The following is a 23125-nucleotide window of genomic DNA, read 5'->3' as shown; positions in this document are numbered from 1 at the left end:
AAGGCAATAAAACGATTACCGCAGGCGGCTTATTAGGCCGGCGCCAGCAGCGCGCTCAGCGCAGAACCTTCGGCCGTTTCCGCGTCAGCAGCAGCGCAGAGGTCGCCGCCCGTCAGATCCACCCCATGTTTCGCGGCAAAACTGCGCTGCGTCACATCGGTTTCCATATCAATCGCGTCGCGCAGCCCATTGGCCGACAGCGTGCCACGGCCGACCTCATTGCGCTTTTCATTCACTTCGAATTCCAGCGCAGTATCAAAGCTATAGCGGGCACAGTTCCGTGCCACTACACTGGCGACCTGCATCGTCGCGAAATATTCCGGTGTGCGCAAATTATAAAGTTTCTGCACCGCCGGATCGTCAAAAGACCGCGCCGCGCCCGAACCTGTTTCACACGCGGCCAGCGCCGTCAGCGCCACCCCGATCATCAATCCTCGCATCATCATTCAGCTGCCATCCCTGCAAAGCGTTTATCTTTGATCCGGTCCTCGATCTCGTCCCGGAAGTTACGGATCAGGCCCTGAATCGGCCAAGCAGCCGCATCACCCAGAGCACAGATCGTGTGACCTTCTACCTGTTTGGTCACATCAAAGAGCATATCGATCTCTTCGGGGCTTGCATCACCTTTTACCAAACGCGCCATAACGCGCATCATCCAGCCGGTCCCCTCGCGGCAAGGGGTGCACTGGCCGCAGCTTTCGTGCTTGTAGAACTTGGCCAAACGCCAGATTGCCTTAATCATATCGGTGGACTGATCCATCACGATCACCGCCGCCGTACCAAGGCTGGATCCCTTTTCTTTCAGGGCATCGAAATCCATGATCGCATCGCGCATGTTCTCGCCGCGTACACATGGCACCGACGATCCGCCGGGAATCACCGCCTTAAGGTTATCCCAACCACCGCGAATCCCGCCGCAGTGCTTTTCAATCAACTCTTCAAAACTGATCGACATCTCTTCTTCGACCACGCAAGGGTTGTTCACGTGGCCTGACACGGCAAATAGTTTCGTGCCCGCATTATTCGGACGGCCCATGCCAGAAAACCACGCGCCACCGCGCCGCAGGATCGTCGGGACTACAGCGATTGATTCGACATTGTTCACTGTGGTCGGGCAGCCATAAAGACCCGCGCCCGCCGGAAATGGCGGCTTCATCCGCGGCATGCCCTTCTTGCCCTCAAGGCTTTCAAGCAGCGCAGTTTCTTCACCACAAATATAAGCCCCGGCGCCATGGGTCAGGTAAATATCGAAATCCCAACCGGATTTAGATGCGTTCGCGCCAACAAGACCAGCCTCATAGGCTTCATCAATCGCGGCCTGCAACGCTTCGCGCTCGCGGATATATTCGCCACGGATGTAGATATAACACGCATGAGCATTCATCGCGAAAGACGCGATCAGGCAGCCTTCGATCAGCGTGTGCGGATCATGGCGCATGATCTCGCGGTCCTTGCATGTGCCCGGCTCGGATTCGTCGGCATTCACCACCAGATAAGCCGGACGGCCATCGCTTTCCTTGGGCATAAAGGACCACTTCAACCCGGTCGGAAAGCCCGCACCGCCACGGCCGCGCAGGCCAGAGGCTTTCATCTCATCAATGATCCAGTCGCGGCCCTTCTTGATGATATCGCCCGTGCCATCCCAATGGCCACGGTGCTGCGCGCCTTTCAGCGTGCGGTCATGCATCCCGTAAAGGTTCGTGAAAATCCGGTTCTCATCCTTGAGCATCACTCATCGCCCTTTTCATCCTGACGCGCACGCCAAAGCCTATATGTCTGCCACAGCGCAAACCCGAAACCGGCGAGCGCTGCAAGATCAAAAAACGCCCGGACCCGGTTGGACCAGCCATATTCGTCTCCGAGCAAAATGACCAGCACCCAGAACACACCAACCCCGGCTGTCGTCAGCGCAACACGTTGGCCTGCCTTTGCCTGACGGGTCTGCGGATTCTGGGTCATATCTTTGTCCATATCGCCTTGTTGCTAGCTCACAGTGCTGCTGGCATCGGCAAGCGTCTTGGCCTGCGCCACCCAATTATCACGGGTCGCCCGCCCCTTGAACCCAGCCAGATTGCCATCCATCCAGGCCTGCTCTTTCGGACCCCAAGCCGCGATCTGATCAAAATGGTAGATACCCATTTCGTTCAGGGTTGTTTCAAGCTTCGGGCCAACCCCCTTGATCTGCTTCAGATCATCGGCGCCCTCTGCGCGGGCAGCGCTTAGCACGGCAGGCTTGTCAGCATCACCACCGGTCGCCTGGGTCGCAGCCGCGGAGGTTTCGGCCACCGGCTCTGGGGCCGGAACGGGCGCAGGTTCCGCGACTGGCGCGGGTGTGGCCGCAGGGGTTGGCGTGGCAACAGCAGCCGGGGCAGGTTCAGTTGGGGCGGGGCTTGCCACAGGCGCAGCCGAACTGGGCGCGGCAGAGCTCGCAGAAGCGGCAGGCGCAGGCTGCATATGTTCATCAGCACCAGGCACAGGATCACGCCAGCCCAGCGTCAGTGCAATCACCGTCACCCCGGCAACAAGAATGCCGACAAGCAGACCGCCAAAAAAACCCAAACCGAACATAACCCATGCAACGCCTGCGGCAATGACGCCAAAAATGGTGGAAACCGCTATCATTCCGGCAAATTTTGATGCTGGTGCTATATCTTTCATCGTGTCTTTTCTCCCTCAGGTGCCCACGAATGGGGCATGCAGACCACGGCACCGCCGGTCAGAACGACCGAGCACAACGCCGTGCTACCACCCCTACCTGAAAGAAGGGCTAACCAAAAAGAATTTGTTCATTCCGGGTCACTTAGGCCAGAAATCGCGCCGCAACTGAGCGGTTAGCGGGCAGATCAGTCCTTTTTCGCCAGCGCAGTCGCCTGACCAATCCAATCATCGCGGCGGATCCGGCCTTTGAATTTCAGACGGCTATCAACCCAGCTGATCTCATTCTCGGTCCACTTGGCAATCTGGTCAAAATGCCAGAAACCAAGTGAATTCAGGGTCTGCTCCAGCTTGGGGCCAACACCGCTGATCTTTTTCAGATCATCGGCACCACCCGCACGGGGGCCGGATAGAGTCTCTGGCTCTTTCTCAGGCGCATCCACCGCAGGGGCGGCTTTCGCGGCTGGCTTGGAAGAGGCCGCAGCTTGCTTTGCCGCCGCTGGTTCATCCTTGCTTTTTGGTTTGGCTTTGGATGTCGCCTGCGCCTCTTGCTCGGTGACGCCGGTCGCATCGGCAGGCACGCCCGCAGCAGGTTTCGGCTCTGGCTTCGGCTTCCCTTTGGGTTTGGCCGGTTGCGCATCCGCAATCCACGGGGTCAACAGCGGCACTTCGGTGCCATCAATCCGCTTGATGGTATCACCAATATCCGTCGCGAGTTGTACGCTGGCATTATACTGGTGTTTGTCCGCCTCGTAATTTTCCAAAGAGGTCAGACCGCCCATCGGTTCAGAGGCATAGCGACCATTCTGGGGGCCCGGCACAGGTACTTTACCGGCGGCAAGCTCATCAATGATTTCACTCAGACGCTCTGCGGTCAGATCTTCGTAGTAATCCTTGCCGATCTGGGCCATCGGCGCATTCGCGCAGGAGCCCAGACATTCGACCTCTTCCCAGGAAAACTTGCCATCCGCCGATAGCGTATGCGGCTCATCCGCGATCTTTCCCTTACAAACGCCGATCAAATCCTCAGCCCCGCAGATCATGCAGGACAGCGTGCCACAGACCTGAATATGCGCGACAGAGCCGACAGGCTGCAGTTGGAACATGAAATAGAACGACGCCACTTCCAACGCGCGGATAAAGGCAAGGTCCAGCATTTGGGCCACGCCTTCGATCGCGGGGCGGGTCAGCCAGCCTTCTTGTTCCTGCGCACGCCACAAAAGCGGGATAATCGCCGAGGCCTGCCGGCCCTCTGGAAACTTCTTCATCTGCGCCTCGGCCCATTTCTGGTTCTCTGGCGTAAATGCGAAACTGTCAGGCTGATCAGGATGAAGACGACGCAGCATAGAAACCTCGGCTAGCAAACATGGGCACGTGGCGGGAACACCGCCCGCCCGTATGAGAGAACGGACTACACAGGAAGCGCGCGTTTGACAACGCCAAGGCTGCGCAGTTTTTACAGGATGGCTTTTTCTGCCGCCGATTTCAGCGTTTGGGCTTGGGGAAGCAGGGGCGTCCGGCGGATCATATGCCGCCGGACGCCGTTCGATTTAGGCGCAGGTGCCCGTTGTCAAACGGAAGGATTGGCCATCAGCGGCCACATCACCGCGACCTTCGGTCTTCAGCTCTGTCATAATCCGGGCCAGATCTTCTTGTGACAATGTCGCATCCGTCAGAATCAGCGGGGCGGTCCGGGCGTTGACCACACAGCCATTCGCCTCTGCGGCGCTGACAAAACGCTCTTTCGCCGATCCCGGGTTCACGCTCACTTCAGGCTCCGGCTCAGGCGGTAACTCAGTGGGGGGCAGCGGAGCATATACCGGCACCGCGCAGGCCGACAGGCCAAGTATGGCAACAAGAGACAGATTACGGAGCATTGCTCATTATCCTTTTAGGTCAGGGACTAGCGGCAGCATAAACGGGCCATACCCGAGACGCCATGGGCGCAGATATGCCTGCGATAAACTTAGCGGCACTCAGAACAAAGTGAAGGCAAGGTCGATCAGAAAGGCGGCAACAGCCCCGATTACAGCGGCTTTCAGCAGCCGGTTACGCCCGCGCGATAATGCGGTCGCGGCCACGCCAGCCCCGGCCCCGATTAGCAAAAGCCAGATATCAAAGGTAATGGTCATCCCTGCCTCTTTCGTTTTTTATTCCTCGGCAGTGACTACCACGGCGTCAAAGAATTCCGCCAGCCCGTAGCGCAGAATCACCACCGAAAACGCGATGCCCACAACGCCACCGATAATGATGCCCGTCGATGATCGGCGAAACAAACGGGACACGGCAGCCGCAACGAAAAAACCGCCCGCGACCAGAAACCCGATCAGGATATCTGCAATGCTCATATTGACCGGGTCCCCGCTTGTCACTCAAGGATCACGATCAGCGATCACATCCATTCTGGCAACCCCCTGCGCAGGCGGTCGGCGATGACATGATCAGAATCGGTATTTTTAGCGGTCGACCTCACCAAACACGATATCCATCGTCCCGATGATCGCAGCCACATCGGCCAGTTGGTGACCACCGGCGATATGATCCATCGCCTGCAGGTGCAGATAGCCCGGCGCGCGCAGCTTAGCGCGGTAGGGCTTGTTGCTGCCATCAGCCACAAGGTAGACGCCAAATTCGCCCTTGGGGGCCTCGACAGCGGCATAAACCTCACCCTTGGGAACGTGGAAGCCTTCGGTATAAAGTTTGAAATGGTGAATAAGCGCCTCCATCGAGGTTTTCATTTCACCGCGTGTCGGCGGGGTCATTTTGCCGCGCGCCATTACGTCGCCGCGTTCATGACGCAGCTTTTCGCAAGCTTGGCGGATGATATGCAGCGACTGACGCATCTCTTCCATCCGCACAAGATAGCGATCATAGCAATCGCCGTTTTTGCCAACCGGGATCTGGAATTCGAACTCATCATAGCATTCATAAGGCTGCGCACGGCGCAAATCCCAAGCAAGGCCGGAACCGCGGACCATCACACCAGAGAATCCCCACTCCTGAATGTCTTCTTCAGTGACGATGCCGATATTCGCATTACGCTGCTTAAAAATACGATTCTCGGTCAGCAGGCCGTCGATATCTTCCAGCACTTTAGGGAATTCCACCGCCCAGGCGTCAATATCCTCGACCAGTTGATCCGGCAGATCCTGATGGACACCACCGGGACGGAAATAGGCGGCGTGCAAACGGGCACCGCAAGCGCGTTCATAGAAGATCATCAGCTTTTCGCGCTCTTCAAAACCCCAAAGTGGCGGGGTCAGCGCGCCCACATCCATCGCCTGCGTGGTCACATTCAGCAGGTGATTCAAAACGCGGCCAATCTCGGAATACAGCACGCGGATCAGGCTGGCGCGGCGGGGCACTTCGACGCCGGTCAGCTTTTCGATAGCCAGACACCAAGCATGTTCCTGATTCATCGGGGCCACATAATCCAGCCGGTCGAAATAAGGCAGGTTTTGCAGATAGGTGCGGGATTCCATTAGCTTTTCAGTGCCACGATGCAGCAGGCCAATATGGGGGTCGCAGCGTTCCACGATCTCGCCATCCAGTTCCAGCACCAGACGCAACACGCCGTGGGCGGCCGGGTGCTGGGGACCGAAATTGATGTTAAAGTTGCGGATCTGCTGCTCGCTCGTCGCGGCATCACTCGACCCGTCATCATAGGTGTTCACGCGGATATCGCCGTCCATCATGGCCTTAGCCCCTCGTTCCGGTTCTTCTGCCAGCGCTCTGGCAGCGGGCCCACATTGCGGGCCACCCAATCATACTGTTCGTTCAACAATCCCAACGCCCGTGGGCGCAGTTTGTCCAGCATCACAACAGCCGGTCCTTCATGGACCGGGTCCTGCACTGCCGATGTTACAGGCTCAATATCAAGGAATTCACAAAGAGGCGAGAGGCCATCTTGCCTCATCATGTCTTCCGTAAACTGAATGCGCAGCCGATCGTCCGGGACCACGCGGCGTAGCCTGCGAATGATCTTTGGATAATCGCCGCGCTCTAATATATGGGTCTCCTGCCCCCGGTTCAGCATCCGGTAAAGAATATTATTCGCCTTCTTTTCATATACTTCGTGGCTTTGGCGCTGGCGACGGGCCTGCATGCGAATATGTGACCAAAGCCGGTCCAGCGGATCGCGGATCAGGAACAACACCTTCACGCGGGGCGACAGGGCTAGCATACGAGTCAGCATCTCGTCCGGCACGGTCGCATAATTCGGGGTGATATCTGCAAAAAGACGGACATCCTCCCCCCGCGCCGTCAGCCAGTCATGATAAGCCGCATCACCTGTCCTATGGCCGTCCACTGCAGCGATCAGGCGCTTCATGTCACGCATCCGGCGTTTGACATTCTGCACCTGCCAGCCACGCCCCGCCGCTGTGGCATCCTCGCGCAGAATACGTAATTCACGCAATCGGATGCGAAACGCAGAGACCTGACGCTCCCGCACCTCCGGATCAAACGTATCCCAATAATGGGCCTCTTTCACCGCAGGCAGGGCACAGTCCGGATGATCATGTAGATAACGATAGAGCCAAGACGTCCCCGCCTTGGTCGCACCTACGCAGAATAAAACAGTCGGATCAGGCATCTAAGGCAATCTTTGTAGGCCAACCCATAGAATCAGGGGGTACCAGTATCAGGCGCATATTTCGCCATAACCTCTGCCTCGGTCATGTTTTCGGTCTCATTGGCCAGCGCATAGCACCGGGGCTTGCGATCAACGAATATCTGCGTGGTCAGGGTAAACTGCGAAGGGTCTTCGAAACATTGGATCGAGGCACTTTGATGACTGCGATCTTGCATCTGCCAGACCATCGACGATCCGCAGATCTTGCAAAACAGGCGCTCGCCCCACTCACTGCCTTTGTAAGACCCGACTGGAGCGTCCGGTTCAAAGATAATCGAACTACCGCAATAGACATTCACGAACATGCCGCCGGTCCATTTATTGCACTGACCACAATGGCAGACGCCCGCCTCGTCAGACACAGGGGTCGCGGTAAAGCCGCACGCGCCGCACATACATGTGCCGCGTAGCGGGCCCATCAACCGGCCTTCTCGTCTTTCTTCTCGTCACCGGGAAGGATGTATCGCGCGCCCTCCCATGGAGACATGAAATCAAACTGACGGTATTCCTGCACCAGATTCACCGGCTCATAGACAACGCGCTTTTGCACTTCGTCATAGCGCACTTCGGTATAACCGGTGGTCGGGAAATCCTTGCGCAGCGGATAGCCGCGAAAGCCATAGTCGGTCAAAATACGGCGCAGGTCCGGATGGCCGGAAAACAGGATACCGAACATATCAAAGACTTCACGTTCAAACCAATTGGCCGACGGATGCACCGGCATGATCGACGGCATCATATCCTCTTCGCGGATCTGAACGCGGACGCGGATGCGCTGGTTCTGATACATGCTCAGAAAATGATAAACGACATCAAACCGCTTGGCCCGGCTGGGATAATCCACTGCCGTAATATCGACCAGCGTCGAAAACCGGCAGTTCTGATCGGTCTTGAGGAATTCAACAAAGCTGACCAGCGAAGACGGCGCGACATTCACCGTCAGCTCATCATAGGCAACCTCCCAGGACAGCACGCAATCGGTGCGTTTTGCTTCCACATGGGTGCCGAGTTCTTGCAGAGCGTCTGTCATCGGGTGATCGTCCCTGTGCGGCGGATTTTGCGTTGCAGTTGCAGGATGCCATATAGCAGCGCCTCTGCCGTTGGGGGACAGCCGGGCACATAGACATCCACCGGCACGATGCGGTCACAGCCGCGCACCACGGAATAGCTATAATGGTAATAACCGCCACCATTGGCACATGAACCCATCGAGATCACATAGCGCGGTTCCGGCATCTGGTCATATACCTTGCGCAGCGCTGGGGCCATCTTGTTGGTCAGCGTGCCAGCCACAATCATCAGATCAGACTGACGCGGGGATGCACGCGGCGCAGTGCCGAACCGTTCCAGATCGTAACGCGGCATAGAGGTGTGCATCATCTCGACCGCACAGCAGGCCAGACCAAACGTCATCCAGTGCAAAGAGCCAGTACGCGCCCAGTTGATGATGTCAGCGGTTGACGTGACAAGGAATCCCTTGTCCTGCAATTCACGGTTCAACGCTTGGGTTGCGACCTCGCGGTCAGCGCCTGCGTCGTTCAGACCGGTTGCGATACCCATAAATGCATCTTTCCTTACCAGTTTTAGGACAGACCAAGGGCCTGTTCTTTGGGATATGGACCTACGCCGGGCAGGCGCATAGGTCAAGACGAGCCACGGGCCTCAGGTGCAAATCAACGCCTCAAAAACGACCTACCGTGCAAACACGCGGCCGCTGCCACGATCGTAATGCTTCACTAAGCGCAATACATTGGGAAAGATCTAACGACTCGTTAGAATACGCCGTTAGCCGCTGAACAAACTGTGAATTACAATACGGTGCGCACAGCGCCGGGCGAACGTCAGCGATCTGTGCTACCGCACCCAACCCACCTGCGTTAAATCTTGTTCACATCCAGCCCCGCTGCTCGCAGGCGCGGCGCAAGATCTTTCATCTTGTTGAACTCGGCCCCAAAAGAGGGGCCAACCCCCAATATCTCGCAGAATTCTTTCCCGGTCACATTCTGAAGCGACTCAGAATGCTTAATGACCTGCAAGCGAAGCTCAGCGATATAGCCCTTACGGGGCACTGATTGCATTGCGCTCTGAATGCTTTCAAATACAGCCGTCATTGTCATGAAATTTCGCTCATCATCTTTAAAACCTGGATCAACCAATTTGTGATGAGGCTAACACAACCAAGCGAATAGTTCACCTTAACTTAAAATACCCTTGACAAGAATTTAAGGTCGAATCAGCCACAACGTTACATTCCTGGATTACCGGAAACCTGCACGAGCAACCTTTTGATTTATATGTAATCCACCACCGCTGCCTTTCGCCATCAGCGCAGAGGCACTCTATGATGCACGATCTCTTAGGTTGAAAGATAAACGCCCGAAATCATCGCATGGGTAACATTACTTTAGCCCCACGCCGCAGTATTTCTGGGGCAACATAGCTGGATGGTTTGGCGTAGAAACCTATGCCCGCATCGCATCAAAAGCCACGCGCCGCACACAAGAAAGGCCGCGCTATCCATGCGGCCCCATCACATCGGCGCGCCCCATGCGGGCCGGCAGGTCACTCCCACTCAAGCGCACCCTTTTTCCACTCATAGGCAAAGCCAATGGTCAGCACGCCCAGAAAGACCATCATCGACCAAAAGCCAACCATGCTCACATCCTTGAAGGCGACAGCCCAAGGGAACAGAAACGCGACCTCAAGATCGAAAATGATAAACAGGATCGATACGAGATAGAACCGCACGTCGAACTTCATCCGCGCATCATCAAACGCATTGAACCCACATTCATAGGCCGACACCTTTTCAGGGTCTGGGTTCCGCACAGCCACAATCGCCGCCGCCAAAATCAGGATCGCGCCAAGTGCAATGGCAAGGCCCAGAAAGATCAGGATCGGCAGATATTCTGAAAGCATCTCTTCCAAGGGGCATTCCTTTCGGCTTGGCACATACAAAGTGCCGGAATTCGACTGAATGCTGCATATCGCTGCGGCGGCTGCGGGTCAACCAAGCGCGACACGCATCATTCGGGACGATCGGTTATCGGATGGCGGGGCGACAGCACGGCGGCGGCCACAGCCAGAAAGGACAGCCCATGCGCCAAACCATTGACGCGGACAGGCTCGCCCGTGATCACATCAGCCGTCTCGATCAGGTTATCCACCTGCTGATCCGTCAGCCAGAACAGCACATGCATACCCAGCGTGAAATCCCCCGGCAATTCAGAGATTTCCACACGGCACCCGGTCGGCGTCGGCACAAATGTTTCAGAGGTGACGGTCACCGTACTATCGGACAGGGCCAGCATCACCTGATGGCTGTTCTCGCTCTCGTCCAGCACCTTTGCCGCCACCTGCACGATCAACGGGCGGGTCGGATCCTCCGGATCGGCAACCTGCGGCGATAGGATGGCGACCCCGAAAAACCCGCTCTCATCTGCAGGGCCTGTGATGATACGGCCCCGGCGCATGCTGGGGCACAGCGCATATTGCGCCCGCGCCACCGCAACTGAACAAGGCAGATCAATGCGGGCCTTAACCTCGCGATGAACCGTCGGGCCCGCATAGACCAAAGCTGCCAGCGCGCTTTGCACCAGCGCTGTCAGCACGACGGCGATCAGCAAGGCGACGACGACAAGGATAATCAACACAGACGCCGCATGGCCGGGGGGGGCCATCGCCGTCAACGCCCGCACCAACGGCGCCACCAGCGCCAGCCCACTCACCGCGACAGAAAGGCTGATCGTCTCGACCGGCGCATTGGGAAACAGAACCGCATGGCCTGTGACCAGCGCCGCAACCGCGACAGCCGCCAAAACCGCACGCGGAGGCGACAGAAAAACCGGATCCAGCAATGTCCCAAGCAGCATAAGGCAGAAAGGTATCGTAAGGGCGCACAGTACCAAACGGCGCAAGCGCACAACACGATAGATCATCTGTTCAGCTGTCGGCCAATCGAACGGCATTTCTGTCCCTCTCGCATGTGCAAACAACCGGTTAAATCAGTCAGAAGTGAGACGGAATTCTGACAATGCGCGGTTGCAGTGCATCAGCATTAGACAAAACTGCTCAAGGAAACTTTAACGGCGACGGATCAAGCCCAGGGTGGCGGGGTCTTATCAAAGAATGCAGCAATACCCTGCCGGGCCTCTTGCCCATCCCAGCAGGCAATCAGCGCATCAATGGACCGCTGCACAACCGCCTCGTCAATCGTCGGACCCAGCGAACGGGCCAGCGCCTTGGCCGCAGCCACCGCACCCGGCGCGCATTTCAGATAAGGCGCAACCTCGGCCGCCACCGCCGCGTCCAGATCATCGGCAGGCACCGCTTTGGCGACAACACCCAGCGTCACCGCCTCTGCCGCATCAAACACCCGGCTCGACATAAACACGCGCCGCGCATTCGCCTCGCCCATGCGGGCCAGCACATAAGGCCCAATCGTCGCCGGGATCACACCTAGTTTCGTTTCAGTCAGGCCGCATTTCACGTGATCAGCAGCAATCGCCACATCACAAACGCAGGCCATGCCCACGCCGCCACCAAAGGCATTCCCCTGCACCCGGCCAATCACCGGTTGGGGCAAGCTGTTCAGCGCGCCCAACATCCCCGCAATCGACGTCGCCGCCGCACGTTTCAGCGTCGCATCCCCGGCCATTTGATCCCGCATCCAGCCCAGATCGCCCCCCGCACAGAAAGACGGCCCCTGCCCGGTCAACACCACCACCCGAATATCGCGATCCGCCGCAATCCGGCCCGCCGCCGCGCGCAATTCGTCGATCATCAGTTGCGACAACGCATTATGCTTCTCAGGCCGGACCAGCATCAGCGTCGCCACGCCGCGATCATCCACCGTTAGTTCAATCGTCTCAGCCATCAACCTGCCCTCCGCATCGCTGCCGCCATCTCTGCGGCCTGCGTTATCACATCCTTGTCCACACCCGTTTCAAACCCGCGCGCCGCCAGCAAATCCAGCACCGCCTCCGTCGCCACATTTCCCGGCGCGCCCGGCGCATAGGGGCAGCCACCCAGACCACCCACCGCACTATCAAAGGCGCGCAACCCCATGTCGAGAGCGACATTAATATTCGCCAGCGCCTGCCCGCCCGTATCGTGAAAATGCCCCGCCAGCGCGCTTGCAGGGGCGATCTGCAATACTGCGTCCAGCATCGCCGCAACCCGCTCTGGCGTACCCTTGCCGATGGTATCGCCCAATGACAGCGGCATCGGGGCCAGATCGCGCAGCATTTGACAAGCGCGGGCGACCGCCTCTGGCGGCACCAGGCCATCAAAGGGGCAATCCGTCACGCAAGACACATAACCGCGCAACCCCACGCCCGCCGCCTCTGCCGCCTGCACCACCGGCACCAGCCGCTGCACGGATGTGGCGATGGAACAATTCAGATTGCTCTGCGAAAACCCTTCCGAGGCTGCGATAAACACCGCCACCCCATAGGTCACACCCAGCACACGGGCGGCGATAAAACTGTCCCAGCCACGCATATTGGGGACCAACACACCATAGCGCACCCCCGGCACCGGGGTCATCCCTGCCAGAACCCTGCCCGTATCCGCCATCTGCGGCACCCATTTGGGGCTGACAAAACTGCCCACTTCAATATCGCGCAGACCAGAGCGGCCCAGCAGATCAATCAAGGCGATCTTATCGGCAAGCGGGATCACCGCATTTTCATTCTGCAGCCCATCACGCGGGCCGACCTCATGCAGGGTGACAAAATCGGTCACGATGGGATCTCCCACGGGGCATAAAACGGCTGATCATAAAGCCCCGGCGCATCCGGTAGCGCCTTTTGGAATGCCTCTCGCCGCTGCAATCGGGCGAACCAATCCGACAGGCGCGGAAACTGCGCCAGTTCCACAAAATGCCCTGCCATATAGGCGGCCTGCCCGATCCCGATATCGGCTGCAGAAAAGGACGACAGCAGATAATCACCCTGCAACCCCGCCTCTACCGTGGCGAGCGTTTTCGCCAGTCGCTTTGCCTCCAACTGCATAATGATGGGTGAACGCATGTGATCTTCGCGCAGCGCCACATGCTGCTGAGTCAGTGCGGCACAATGCTGACTGACCGTCTCGGCAAAATGGAGCCAATTCAGCCAGAGGGCGCGGTCTGCGTGACCTGGGTCTCGACCCAGGCCCGCCTGCGGAAATCGCTCACACAGGTATTCCGCAATCGCCCCGCTTTCGGTGATCACGACTCCGTCGATTTCCAGTGTCGGCACACGGCCCGTGGGGTTCAGCGACCGGTAAGGCTCTTGCCGCAAGGTCTTGTCAAACGGGTAGACCTGCAAATCAAAATCCACGCCGATCTCATAAAGCAACCACAGGCTGCGCATTGATCTGGTCTGATGACAATGATGCAAGCGGATCATGATACTTCCTCCAGCGAAACCACAAGCGCACCCGCTGTAACCTGATCGCCCGCCGCGACAGAAACAGAGGCCACGATCCCGTCTCGCGGCGCACGCAGAACATGTTCCATCTTCATCGCCTCCAACACGGCAATCCGGTCGCCCTCCGCCACCGCCTGCCCTTCGGTCACGGCCACAGCGCGCACCAGCCCCGGCATCGGGGCAAGCACCGTATCGCCGCCCGCCACATCGCCACCGCGCGCCAGCGGGTCTACGATATCATAGGTCAGGGTCATAGGACCAAACACCGTCACCCGATCCCCGTGGCGGATCGCGGGAACGCCCCAATCAGGTCCCCGCTGGTTTAGCGTCACACTCTCATCTCTCAACGCGACATCAACACGTGTTTCATCATGTACGGTCAGCCGCGCGATGATCTCTTCCCCGTCAAAACCCAGCGTAATCTCACGGCGCAGCGGTGCCCACAGGCTGAACCCCACAAACGGGCCCTGCCCGATCCCCGCCGCCGCAACCGCCGCCACCGCAATATCGCGCGGTGCGGGCTGATCCGCCGCGCAGAGCGTCGCCTCCCCCCGCGCAATCAACCCGGTATCAACCGCGCCAGCGGCAAAACCCGCATCCCGCGCCAGTTTCCGCAGGAACCCCAGATTGGTCACCGTGCCCGCCACCTGCGTTGCCTCCAACGCGGCGGACAGGCGGCGCAAAGCTGTCGGGCGGTCCGGACCATGCACCGTCACCTTGGCAATCATCGGATCATACCAGGGCGAGATCTCCGATCCCGCCTCCACGCCGCTATCGATCCGCGCGTCCACCGGAAACAGCAGATGATCAATCACGCCCGTCGCAGGCAAGAAACCAGCGGGCACATCCTCTGCATAAAGCCGGGCCTCAAACGCGTGGCCAGTGATGGTCAAATCATTCTGCCGCGCAGGCAAAACCTCCCCCGCAGCAACACGCAGTTGCCATTCCACCAGATCGACACCGGTAATCGCTTCCGTCACCGGATGTTCCACCTGCAAACGCGTGTTCATCTCCATGAACCAGAACCCATCAGGGCGCAGCCCGTCCGACCCATCGACAATGAACTCCACCGTGCCTGCGCCCGCATAGCCGATGGCGCGGGCCGCACGAACGGCAGCATCGCCCATCGCCTGCCGGACCTCATCCGTCATGCCCGGCGCGGGTGCTTCTTCGATCACCTTCTGATGCCGCCGCTGCAAAGAGCAATCCCGCTCAAACAGATGCACCGCATCGGTACCATCGCCAAAGACCTGTACCTCGATATGACGCGGGGAGGTCACATATTTCTCGATCAGCACATCGGCATTGCCAAAAGCGGTCTGCGCCTCGGCCCGGGCCGAGCCCAGCGCCTCGGCAAAGCCCTTTGCCTGCTCCACCAGCCGCATCCCCTTTCCACCGCCACCAGCCACCGCCTTGATCAATACCGGATAGCCGATCTTTCCCGCCTCAGCGGCCAAAAAATCCGGGTCCTGATTGGCACCATGATAGCCCGGCACCACAGGCACACCCGCATCGTGCATCAGGGCTTTCGCGGCATCCTTCAGGCCCATCGCACGGATCGCCTTGGCAGAGGGACCGATAAAGACCAACCCGGCGGCCTCCACCGCCTCCACGAAGTCCGGGTTTTCAGACAGAAAGCCATAACCCGGATGGATCGCCTGTGCGCCGGTATCCAACGCCGCCTGCACAATCAAATCTCCACGCAAATAGCTTTCGGCGACAGGGGCAGGCCCCAACCGCACCGCCTCGTCCGCCAAGCGCACATGCAAGGCCTGCGCATCCGCATCAGAATAAACCGCAACGGTGCGCACACCCATCGCGCGGGCGGTCCGGATCACACGACAAGCAATCTCACCCCGGTTAGCAATCAGGATTTTAGAAAACATCGCCATTTCCTTTTCTTGAGATCAAGCTTTCTATGGGGCGACACTCTCCTCCTATATGAATCATGGCGTGGCAGTTTGGACAGACAACTTGCAGATCCTTTATGTTATTTGAAACGCCTACATCAGGCACTTGACTGAGCGGCGTCAGGTGATGAACATGCGCGTAGTCTTTGCCAATCTCACCATATGTCGCGTGGAAATCAAAACCACAGCTAGGGACTTCACAAAAAACGTGTCCGTGTTCCCTTATGAAGTTCTCAATCTTGCGGCGACGAAGTTCACGCTCCCGGCTACGGTGTTTGACAAATGCGTATCTCACCTCGCCTTCCCTAAACTGCGCTAAATCTGGGTCGGTAACGCCTATTGGAGTGTTGTGGCGTCCACGCTCCAAGGTGAATTCACCCTTCTCGCGGTTAAAAAGGGTCACAGTCCAAACAGAGTTATCTAGTTGCTTTGCTCCAACAGACCCTGCATTTCTTTCCGACCGCCTGAGGATGATAACTCTGGGTAAGATGCCAAACTCGTAGCAATACGTCAGTGCGTGATACATGCGTCGCGCACGTAGCTTTCTTATGCCTCTCTTATTCGATGGATGGCTCAAAGGAGCCAACGTACTACGAACAGAGCTCTTGTCTTTGCTCAACTCTTCGTACCATAGGTTCACAATGATTTTTTCGTCCTCAACGAATACCCACTCATAGCAGTATTTCGGGTTAGTCGCCGCTTTCCGCGCGCCCCCTTTGAAATTCTCCCAATCAGAAACGTCAAAGCCGGCCTGAGATACAAGGTCCATCATCCGATAGTTTTCGGCAGGCCATAAATCGTCGAACACTGTCATCTGATAAACCCTCTGACGGACCGCACTTTGGTGTCCGACGATTGTCCGATAGAAATCCGACGCGATTCCGCTCGTGGATTTTGGCTCATTTCCATCACATCCGAAACACGCCGAAACATGTCTCCTCAATAGGCGCATTCAGCGCGGCAGAGAGCGACAGCGCCAGCACTTCGCGACTTTTGCGCGGGTCAATCACCCCGTCATCCCAAAGCCGGGCAGAGGCATAAAGCGGGTGCGATTGCTCCGCGAACATATCAATCGTCGGCTGCTTGAACGCGGCTTCCTCATCCGCCGACCAGTCGCCGCCCGCCCGTTCAATCGCGTCGCGTTTCACCGTCGCCAGCACGCCCGCCGCCTGTTCACCGCCCATCACCGAAATCCGGCTGGTCGGCCAGGACCACATGAAATGCGGGCTATAGGCGCGGCCCGCCATGCCGTAATTGCCAGCCCCGAAAGAGCCACCCACAACCATCGTGATCTTGGGCACTTTCGTCGTCGCCACGGCGGTCACCATCTTGGCCCCATGCCGCGCGATCCCTTCGTTTTCATACTTCTGCCCCACCATAAACCCGGTGATATTTTGCAGGAAAACCAACGGGATACGACGCTGACTGCACAGCTCTACGAAATGCGCACCCTTCTGCGCGCTCTCCGAAAACAACACGCCATTATTCGCCACGATCCCGCAGGGCCAGCCATCAATATGGGCGAAACCGCAGACCAGCGTCTCACCAAAGCGGGCCTTGAACTCATCAAAGCGCGATCCGTCAACAACGCGCCGGATCACCTCGCGGATGTCATAAGGCGTGCGCAGATCGGCGGGGACCACGTCGAACAACGTATCCGGATCAAGCACCGAGGGCTCAGACGGTAAGCGTTTGACCGATACCGCCTTGTCCAGCGCACAGGAGGCCACCGCCTGCCGCGCCAGGGCCAGCGCATGGGCGTCATCCTCGGCCAGGTAATCGGCCACACCAGACAGGCGGGTATGCACGTCCCCGCCGCCGAGGTCTTCGGCGCTGACCACCTCGCCCGTCGCAGCCTTCACAAGCGGCGGCCCGGCGAGGAAGATCGTCCCCTGTTCCTTCACAATGATCGACACATCTGCCATCGCTGGGACATAAGCGCCACCCGCCGTACAAGACCCCATCACCACAGCGATCTGTGGAATGCCTTTGGCGGACATCTGCGCCTGATTGTAAAAGATGCGCCCGAAGTGGTCGCGATCCGGAAAGACCTCATCCTGATTGGGCAGGTTCGCACCGCCGCTATCGACCAGATAGATGCAAGGCAGGCGGCAGGCCTGTGCGATTTCCTGCGCGCGCAGGTGTTTCTTGACCGTCATCGGATAATAGGTGCCGCCCTTCACGGTGGCATCGTTGCAGACGACCATCACCTCGGCCCCGTTCACCCGGCCCACACCGGCGATCACCCCCGCACAAGGGGCGGCCCCGTCATACATGCCATGGGCGGCCGTTGTGCCAATCTCAAGGAAAGGCGAACCGGGGTCCAGCAGGTTCGCCACGCGGTCGCGCGGCAGCATCTTGCCACGTTTGACATGGCGGTCACGGGCGGCATCGCCCCCACCTGCGGCGGCATGGGCGGCCGCATTGGCGACCTCGGCCAAGGCGGCCTCATGTGCGGCGCGGTCAGTCATTGAGGCGGTTCCTCTGGATGTTTTTGCTGCTTGGTCCATGACTCTTTGATTGAAAAAATGGCTCGTTGGGGAGGCCTATGCCGAGAAGATAAGTCAGGAAGCCAGACGTCAGCATGATCGCTCGGCTGATAGCGCAGGATGCGGACATCAGAAACAAGCTTCTTTAGCCCGCAAGCAGCTGTGATCGCCTCATAGTCGGCATCAGGAGTAGTCTCTTCAAATCCAACTACCGCCGCGTGTTCAAGTTTTTGAGGAGTGTCGACTTCATCCCATCCAACCCACTGCAGTGCTCCTTCCATCGGAGAAATGAGGGGGCTTTCTTGTCCGGATTTTAGATTCAAAGTTACCTGAAAGGCCTGCCCCAAAACGGGTTTCTGCATTCGGCCATGTTTGAAGGCGTTGATAGCATCCCTTGACTGAAGGAGTTTTGCTTCTTGGCTCAAGAAACCAAATACCTCATTGGCATATTCAGCCTCTATCAGCCCATCAAATGCGAGCGCATTCAACCATTCCCCACCAACCAACTCAGTAGATTTGTTTTTGAGCTCAAAACCACTCGGCACGGCACCGCTCGAAAGTTCCTCTAGGATCTTCTTGATTTTTCGAGGTGGAAGCTTTGCAAGCTTAGGCATCGGGCCAAAGGGATAACCTGACAACATCAGTAGAACGAGGCTCTCCGATGATAGATACCTCATCAAGCGATAGAACGAGGCCTTCACCGACTCGAAGACTTCAATATTGTCTGCCAGCAGGTTCTTCTCTCCGTCGGAAAGCTCCTCCTGCAATTCGAATGCAGGAAGTTTGAACTGAGCAACGAGCCGAAGGAAATAGTAAGGATCGAAGCTACTCAAGAACAGCCAATCGGCTTCAAGCATTTGAGTAGAATACTTGGGAAGCAAAGCGCGCAAGCGCTCGCGTTGCTCCTCAGACAAGATATGGGACCCAGCCTGCTGCATGTCTAAGCGCTTGGCCCCTGCGGTTCAGGCAGTGCTTCACCCCGTGGCCCCACGAAATAGGTCGTGATCAGGCCCGAGGGATGGTTGCATGTAATGACCATGCGGATGCTTTCCTGCGGGTGTGGCGTTGCCGCGCAATCGGTTGGCTGCGCACCATCGGGGGCGGAGGCGAGATAGGCTGCAGCATATCGGTTGATGATTTCTGTCTCAGACGGCACCTGACCGTATTGCAAGCCGAGGTAGGCCGCAAAAACGACAAGGGCCGCGAGGGGCAGGAAAAGGATGCGGCGGGTCACCCGTGCATTGCCCTGTAGGCGCGCAAGGCTAATGCACGCTGCGCCGTCATTTCAAGGAAACAGCGGATTCCCTCTGTCCTTCCAAGTGTTCCACGACCCCAAACTCCGGACAGCATATCGCAATTCTTATCTCGGAACGTAATCCAGGCTCTTTGTGCTAGTAACAGTTGTTCCGAACGCACCGCAAATTCAGGAGAAACCTCCAAATCCTGCTGGTCCTGTTCACGCGCAAATTCTTGCGCAAGTTCATATTCATTGTTAAGGAGTCGGTCCCAGATGGCCGCCTCTTGAGATAGGCAAATTGTCATTCCAGCGATCGTGACATCGTTCTCTTCCACAAGCTTGCAGGCTCGCGCAGCATCGCCGATGCAACTCTCAGTATCAAAACCAGCGGTCGTACGACTGAAGCAGGATTCGGCCAAGGGTGCATAGGGCCAGCTTTCTTCCGCCACCGCTGCACTGCCAACGATGATCAGCATAGCAGCAATGACCCTCACCCCATCGCCCCCATCAACTCGCGTCCGACCAGCATCCGACGGATTTCCGACGTGCCCGCGCCGATCTCCATCAGCTTGGCATCGCGGAACAGCCGCGCGACCGGTGCATCGTTCAGGAACCCGGCCCCGCCCATGGCTTGTACCGCCTGATGCGCCTGTTTCATCGCCTCCTCGCTGGCATAAAGACAACACGCCGCCGCGTCCTGCCGCGTGACCGTGCCCCGGTCGCAGGCGCGGGCCACCTCGTAGACATAGGCCCGGGCCGAATTCATCGCGGTATACATGTCGGCGATCTTACCCTGCATCAGCTGGAAATTCCCGATGGGCTGGCCGAACTGACGGCGAGAGGCCAGATAGGGCATCACCTCATCCAGACAGGCCGCCATGATGCCCAGCCCGATCCCTGCCAGCACGACCCGTTCGTAATCAAGGCCCGACATCAGCACGCGCACGCCCTTATCTTCTTCACCCAGCACGTTTTCAAACGGGATCTGCACATCGTCAAAGATCAACTCTGCCGTGTTCGACCCGCGCATCCCCAGCTTGTCAAAATGAGGGGAGGTACTGAAACCCGTCATTTCCTTTTCAACCAAAAAGGCGGTGATCCCCTTGGCACCCGCATCAGGGTCCGTTTTGGCGTAAACCACCAGTGTATCGGCGTCAGGGCCATTGGTGATCCAATATTTGTTGCCGTTTAAGCGGTAATGATCATTACGCTTTTCCGCGCGCAGGCTCATCGACACCACGTCGGAGCCTGCCCCGGCCTCTGACATCGCCAGCGCGCCCACATGTTCACCGGAAATCAAACGGGGCAGATATTTCGCCTTTTGCGCGTCAGTCCCGTTCAGCTTGATCTGGTTCACACACAGGTTCGAATGCGCGCCATAGGACAACGAGACAGAGGCGCTGGCCCGCGCGATTTCCTCAACCGCAACGGTATGGGCCAGATATGACATGCCCGCGCCGCCATATGCCTCATCCACGGTCACGCCCAGCAGGCCCAGCGCACCCATTTCCCGCCAGAGCTCAGATGGAAAGCTGTTGGTGCGGTCGATCTCGGCGGCCATCGGCTTCACCCGTGTCTGCGCCCAGTCATGTACCATGTCGCGCAGGGCGTTCACATCCTCGCCCAGATCAAATGTCATCGACGCATGAAACATCGCGCTCCCCTCCCATTAATTGAACGCTCGTTCATTAAATACGAACAGCGCGCCATGTCAATGATTTTGCACTGCATGACGGAAGGAAAACCAGCTTTAAGAAAGTGATCATCAACGAAACCGCGCCTGATAATTGATGAAAGGCGCACGTATCTCGCGGACGTTATAGCAGTCTGCACCTTCGCGTGTAGGCCATAAAATCGGCAAGGTGGGTGCGAAGCTGATCATGGCTTACGTAGTGGTATCGCTTCACTGTCGCCTCTTTGATCGTCCGGTTTATCCGCTCGACTTGGCCATTGGTCCACGGATGGTTCGGCTTTGTCAGATAACGCTTGATCCCGCTTCACCATTTCCCTTGGACGGGACCACCAAAGCCGTCCTATCATCAGCACAAGAAGCTGCGCTCACCGACTTCGTCATTGAAACAACGGTGACCCGGTCAAAAGCATTCGGAACAGCTTCGTCGCCGCTACAGAGCGTGCGAAGATTGGCCATCTGCGGATCCACGATTGCCGACATTCTGCCGCGGTCATGATGCTCGCTGGTGGTATCTCAATGGACAAAGTTGCTCAGGTTCTTGGGCATAACAACACGCAAACACGCAGCGGGTTATGGCCGCTTTCAACCCGAACATATATCCGATGCTGTCAATTTCTTGGATTTTTCTAGTGCCCGAGAAGCATCGTAGGTTCAACGAACCGATGAACACTTCGAAAACTGTCGCTAAGTAATCGATTTTATGGTGGGTGATGAGAGGCTCGAACTCCCGACATCTTCGGTGTAAACGAAGCGCTCTACCAACTGAGCTAATCACCCGACCAGCGTTCGTTTAAGCGAGTCGGCAGACCGATGCAAGCGTCATCCGACCTGACGCTGCACACCATCTTTGAGGTGAAAGATAATCCCCTGCCCGCCCGGCAGACCGCCCAGATCATTGTGCCCCAGACCCAGCAAGCACATGCGCAACATCCGCGACGTGATTCCATGGGTCACCAGCACGGCGGGTCCCGTCAAATCGGCTAGAAAATCGCGGCAACGGGCCTCAAGCGCAGCGAAACCTTCGCCGCCGGGGGCGTGCGCGTAATATGCGACTGGGCCGTCAGGTCCATCATCGGCAGGGAAATCAACGCGCAGATCGCTCCGAACCCGCCCCTGCCATTCGCCCACACCGATTTCGCGCAGCCGGTCATCGGTCCGGATCATCAGCAAATGGCGCGCCACGGCGATCCCCGCCGTTTCCACCGCACGGCCCTGCGGGCTGCAAATTCCGGCGAAACCATCCAGACTAAGATGCGAAAGCAACTCTGCCTGCCGCGCAGCCTGTGCACGACCCGTTTCAGTCAGCGGAGAGTTCAGTCCCCCCTGCATCCGGTTTTGGGCGTTCCACTCTGTCTCGCCATGGCGGAGAATGTAAAGTTCGGGGGCATTGATACGCGTGCTCATGCTGCCCACACATACCAAAGCTGGGTTAAAGGCAAGTGGTGCAACGTGTATTGTCAGATACAACGGTTCCGGCGCAATGCCGGTTCCTCCGCCTGATCACTTTCGAAGCAGCCGTCAGCCCCATAGCAAAGGATGTTTTATATCCTTTTTCCTCATTCACCGGGACCAGCAATGGGCCCATCGCCGTTGTTCTCGCCGCAGATGATCCAGTGATCGCTGCGAATACGGCTGTCGCCGCAATGCCTAAAATCCCCAGCCCCCCTGCATCAACACAGCCGAAGGAATGAAAAACGGCACCGAAATCAGGATCGGCGATTGCAGATGGTCCAGCACATGATGGCCCAGCACATGATGGCCCAACCCCGCAATGGTGCGCCCTTCGGCCACCAATAGCGCCGAGGATACGTGTATCAGCACCAGATAAAGCGGGATACCCAGCGCCAGAAGCACCAGTCCGAGAATAATCATAAGTTTCATTTGAAAATGGTCCTAGAGCATGTTGCACTCAATGGCCCTCATATCCTGCGGCCTTGAAGTAGTTGTAGCACTCTTCATCTGAGAAAAGGTCGCAGACCTTCCCTACGGCAGCCCAAAGTTGATCGTACGTTCGTACCGCAGCTTTCCTGATCAGGGTTTTCAGTTTTGAGAATGCCATTTCGATCGGGTTGAGATCGGGGCTGTAGGGTGGAAG

Annotated in this window: 31 protein-coding genes, 1 tRNA gene and 1 pseudogene; 1 reads left to right on the top strand and 32 read right to left on the bottom strand. The window is 57.7% G+C overall.

What is annotated here, in order from left to right:
• Positions 1 to 32: 32 nt before the first annotated feature.
• From ACJ5NV_RS08120 to ACJ5NV_RS07990, 27 genes and pseudogenes are all read right to left on the bottom strand, one after another.
• On the bottom strand, positions 33 to 446 hold the full coding sequence (locus ACJ5NV_RS08120) for a hypothetical protein (RefSeq protein ID WP_411643167.1): 414 nt from the start codon (positions 444 to 446) through the stop codon (positions 33 to 35).
• Positions 443 to 1729, bottom strand: coding sequence for an NADH-quinone oxidoreductase subunit NuoF (gene nuoF / locus ACJ5NV_RS08115; RefSeq protein ID WP_411643166.1), 1287 nt, complete (start codon positions 1727 to 1729; stop codon positions 443 to 445). The genes ACJ5NV_RS08120 and nuoF overlap by 4 nt, the downstream gene beginning before the upstream one ends.
• Positions 1729 to 1959, bottom strand: a complete 231-nt coding sequence (locus tag ACJ5NV_RS08110; protein ID WP_411643165.1) for a DUF5337 domain-containing protein — start codon at positions 1957 to 1959, stop codon at positions 1729 to 1731. Before ACJ5NV_RS08110 ends, nuoF begins: the two co-directional genes overlap by 1 nt.
• A 24-nt stretch (positions 1960 to 1983) precedes the next feature.
• Positions 1984 to 2658 carry an NADH:ubiquinone oxidoreductase gene (locus ACJ5NV_RS08105; RefSeq protein ID WP_411643164.1) on the bottom strand — a complete coding sequence of 225 codons (675 nt, stop codon included), beginning with the start codon at positions 2656 to 2658 and terminating at the stop codon, positions 1984 to 1986.
• Between the two features lie 185 nt (positions 2659 to 2843).
• Positions 2844 to 4001, bottom strand: a complete 1158-nt coding sequence (locus ACJ5NV_RS08100) for an NADH-quinone oxidoreductase subunit E (RefSeq protein WP_411643163.1) — start codon at positions 3999 to 4001, stop codon at positions 2844 to 2846.
• A 204-nt stretch (positions 4002 to 4205) separates the two neighbouring features.
• Entirely contained in the window at positions 4206 to 4532 is a 327-nt protein-coding gene (locus ACJ5NV_RS08095; RefSeq protein WP_411643162.1) for a hypothetical protein, read from the bottom strand.
• 99 nt (positions 4533 to 4631) lie between these two features.
• Positions 4632 to 4787 carry a hypothetical protein gene (locus ACJ5NV_RS08090; protein WP_411643161.1) on the bottom strand — a complete coding sequence of 52 codons (156 nt, stop codon included), beginning with the start codon at positions 4785 to 4787 and terminating at the stop codon, positions 4632 to 4634.
• A gap of 18 nt (positions 4788 to 4805) precedes the next feature.
• Entirely contained in the window at positions 4806 to 5003 is a 198-nt protein-coding gene (locus ACJ5NV_RS08085) for a hypothetical protein (protein ID WP_411643160.1), read from the bottom strand.
• A 108-nt stretch (positions 5004 to 5111) separates the two neighbouring features.
• Positions 5112 to 6350, bottom strand: coding sequence for an NADH-quinone oxidoreductase subunit D (locus ACJ5NV_RS08080; RefSeq protein WP_411643159.1), 1239 nt, complete (start codon positions 6348 to 6350; stop codon positions 5112 to 5114).
• The gene (locus ACJ5NV_RS08075) at positions 6347 to 7249 is read right to left on the bottom strand and encodes a sulfotransferase (RefSeq protein WP_411643158.1); all 903 of its coding nucleotides are present in this window, start codon (positions 7247 to 7249) and stop codon (positions 6347 to 6349) included. The genes ACJ5NV_RS08080 and ACJ5NV_RS08075 overlap by 4 nt, the downstream gene beginning before the upstream one ends.
• Positions 7250 to 7281: 32 nt before the next feature.
• Positions 7282 to 7707, bottom strand: a complete 426-nt coding sequence (locus tag ACJ5NV_RS08070) for a GFA family protein (RefSeq protein ID WP_411643157.1) — start codon at positions 7705 to 7707, stop codon at positions 7282 to 7284.
• Positions 7707 to 8318 carry an NADH-quinone oxidoreductase subunit C gene (locus ACJ5NV_RS08065; RefSeq protein ID WP_411643156.1) on the bottom strand — a complete coding sequence of 204 codons (612 nt, stop codon included), beginning with the start codon at positions 8316 to 8318 and terminating at the stop codon, positions 7707 to 7709. Before ACJ5NV_RS08065 ends, ACJ5NV_RS08070 begins: the two co-directional genes overlap by 1 nt.
• Entirely contained in the window at positions 8315 to 8848 is a 534-nt protein-coding gene (locus ACJ5NV_RS08060; protein ID WP_411643155.1) for a NuoB/complex I 20 kDa subunit family protein, read from the bottom strand. The genes ACJ5NV_RS08065 and ACJ5NV_RS08060 overlap by 4 nt, the downstream gene beginning before the upstream one ends.
• A 317-nt stretch (positions 8849 to 9165) precedes the next feature.
• Positions 9166 to 9444 carry an HTH-like domain-containing protein gene (locus ACJ5NV_RS08055; RefSeq protein WP_411643154.1) on the bottom strand — a complete coding sequence of 93 codons (279 nt, stop codon included), beginning with the start codon at positions 9442 to 9444 and terminating at the stop codon, positions 9166 to 9168.
• Between the two features lie 406 nt (positions 9445 to 9850).
• Entirely contained in the window at positions 9851 to 10216 is a 366-nt protein-coding gene (locus ACJ5NV_RS08050; RefSeq protein WP_411643153.1) for an NADH-quinone oxidoreductase subunit A, read from the bottom strand.
• A gap of 98 nt (positions 10217 to 10314) precedes the next feature.
• Positions 10315 to 11256, bottom strand: a complete 942-nt coding sequence (locus tag ACJ5NV_RS08045; protein ID WP_411643152.1) for a hypothetical protein — start codon at positions 11254 to 11256, stop codon at positions 10315 to 10317.
• 128 nt (positions 11257 to 11384) lie between these two features.
• Positions 11385 to 12164 carry a crotonase/enoyl-CoA hydratase family protein gene (locus ACJ5NV_RS08040; RefSeq protein WP_411643151.1) on the bottom strand — a complete coding sequence of 260 codons (780 nt, stop codon included), beginning with the start codon at positions 12162 to 12164 and terminating at the stop codon, positions 11385 to 11387.
• On the bottom strand, positions 12164 to 13033 hold the full coding sequence (locus tag ACJ5NV_RS08035) for a hydroxymethylglutaryl-CoA lyase (RefSeq protein WP_411643150.1): 870 nt from the start codon (positions 13031 to 13033) through the stop codon (positions 12164 to 12166). Before ACJ5NV_RS08035 ends, ACJ5NV_RS08040 begins: the two co-directional genes overlap by 1 nt.
• On the bottom strand, positions 13030 to 13680 hold the full coding sequence (locus tag ACJ5NV_RS08030) for a glutathione S-transferase family protein (RefSeq protein ID WP_411643149.1): 651 nt from the start codon (positions 13678 to 13680) through the stop codon (positions 13030 to 13032). Before ACJ5NV_RS08030 ends, ACJ5NV_RS08035 begins: the two co-directional genes overlap by 4 nt.
• Complete coding sequence (locus tag ACJ5NV_RS08025) at positions 13677 to 15587, bottom strand: acetyl/propionyl/methylcrotonyl-CoA carboxylase subunit alpha (RefSeq protein WP_411643148.1); 1911 nt, start codon at positions 15585 to 15587, stop codon at positions 13677 to 13679. The genes ACJ5NV_RS08030 and ACJ5NV_RS08025 overlap by 4 nt, the downstream gene beginning before the upstream one ends.
• Positions 15577 to 16425 (bottom strand): HNH endonuclease, encoded by an 849-nt coding sequence (locus tag ACJ5NV_RS08020; RefSeq protein WP_411643147.1) that lies wholly within the window; start codon positions 16423 to 16425, stop codon positions 15577 to 15579. Before ACJ5NV_RS08020 ends, ACJ5NV_RS08025 begins: the two co-directional genes overlap by 11 nt.
• Before the next feature lie 94 nt (positions 16426 to 16519).
• Positions 16520 to 18082, bottom strand: a complete 1563-nt coding sequence (locus tag ACJ5NV_RS08015) for a carboxyl transferase domain-containing protein (RefSeq protein ID WP_411643145.1) — start codon at positions 18080 to 18082, stop codon at positions 16520 to 16522.
• Entirely contained in the window at positions 18079 to 19038 is a 960-nt protein-coding gene (locus ACJ5NV_RS08010; RefSeq protein WP_411643143.1) for a hypothetical protein, read from the bottom strand. The genes ACJ5NV_RS08015 and ACJ5NV_RS08010 overlap by 4 nt, the downstream gene beginning before the upstream one ends.
• A 2-nt stretch (positions 19039 to 19040) precedes the next feature.
• Positions 19041 to 19334 (bottom strand): hypothetical protein, encoded by a 294-nt coding sequence (locus tag ACJ5NV_RS08005; protein WP_411643142.1) that lies wholly within the window; start codon positions 19332 to 19334, stop codon positions 19041 to 19043.
• Entirely contained in the window at positions 19331 to 19813 is a 483-nt protein-coding gene (locus ACJ5NV_RS08000) for a lysozyme inhibitor LprI family protein (RefSeq protein WP_411643141.1), read from the bottom strand. The genes ACJ5NV_RS08005 and ACJ5NV_RS08000 overlap by 4 nt, the downstream gene beginning before the upstream one ends.
• A gap of 14 nt (positions 19814 to 19827) precedes the next feature.
• A complete protein-coding gene (locus ACJ5NV_RS07995; RefSeq protein WP_411643140.1) occupies positions 19828 to 20991 on the bottom strand; it encodes an isovaleryl-CoA dehydrogenase in 1164 nt (387 codons plus the stop codon).
• Positions 20992 to 21184: 193 nt separating this feature from the next.
• Positions 21185 to 21328 (bottom strand): annotated as a pseudogene (locus ACJ5NV_RS07990) (integrase core domain-containing protein); the annotation flags it as partial.
• Between the two features lie 110 nt (positions 21329 to 21438).
• Here ACJ5NV_RS07990 and ACJ5NV_RS07985 point away from each other — a divergent pair.
• Complete coding sequence (locus ACJ5NV_RS07985) at positions 21439 to 21660, top strand: tyrosine-type recombinase/integrase (RefSeq protein WP_411643387.1); 222 nt, start codon at positions 21439 to 21441, stop codon at positions 21658 to 21660.
• 71 nt (positions 21661 to 21731) lie between these two features.
• Here the strand turns inward: ACJ5NV_RS07985 and ACJ5NV_RS07980 are convergent.
• The 5 genes from ACJ5NV_RS07980 to ACJ5NV_RS07960 all read right to left on the bottom strand — a co-directional run.
• Positions 21732 to 21807: transfer RNA gene (locus ACJ5NV_RS07980), tRNA-Val, on the bottom strand.
• A 42-nt stretch (positions 21808 to 21849) separates the two neighbouring features.
• Positions 21850 to 22434, bottom strand: a complete 585-nt coding sequence (locus tag ACJ5NV_RS07975; protein ID WP_411643139.1) for a histidine phosphatase family protein — start codon at positions 22432 to 22434, stop codon at positions 21850 to 21852.
• A gap of 25 nt (positions 22435 to 22459) precedes the next feature.
• Complete coding sequence (locus ACJ5NV_RS07970) at positions 22460 to 22648, bottom strand: TRAP transporter large permease subunit (RefSeq protein ID WP_411643386.1); 189 nt, start codon at positions 22646 to 22648, stop codon at positions 22460 to 22462.
• A 29-nt stretch (positions 22649 to 22677) separates the two neighbouring features.
• The gene (locus ACJ5NV_RS07965) at positions 22678 to 22911 is read right to left on the bottom strand and encodes a hypothetical protein (protein WP_411643397.1); all 234 of its coding nucleotides are present in this window, start codon (positions 22909 to 22911) and stop codon (positions 22678 to 22680) included.
• 28 nt (positions 22912 to 22939) lie between these two features.
• Positions 22940 to 23125 (bottom strand): transposase (locus ACJ5NV_RS07960; protein ID WP_411643138.1); only part of this gene is annotated, 186 nt, incomplete at its 5' end.

Origin of the sequence: Loktanella agnita, assembly GCF_046640325.1 — a bacterium.
Lineage (GTDB): Bacteria > Pseudomonadota > Alphaproteobacteria > Rhodobacterales > Rhodobacteraceae > Yoonia > Yoonia agnita.
The sequence above is the reverse complement of the archived record's forward strand: the minus strand, read 5'-3'. Positions and strand labels throughout refer to the sequence as shown.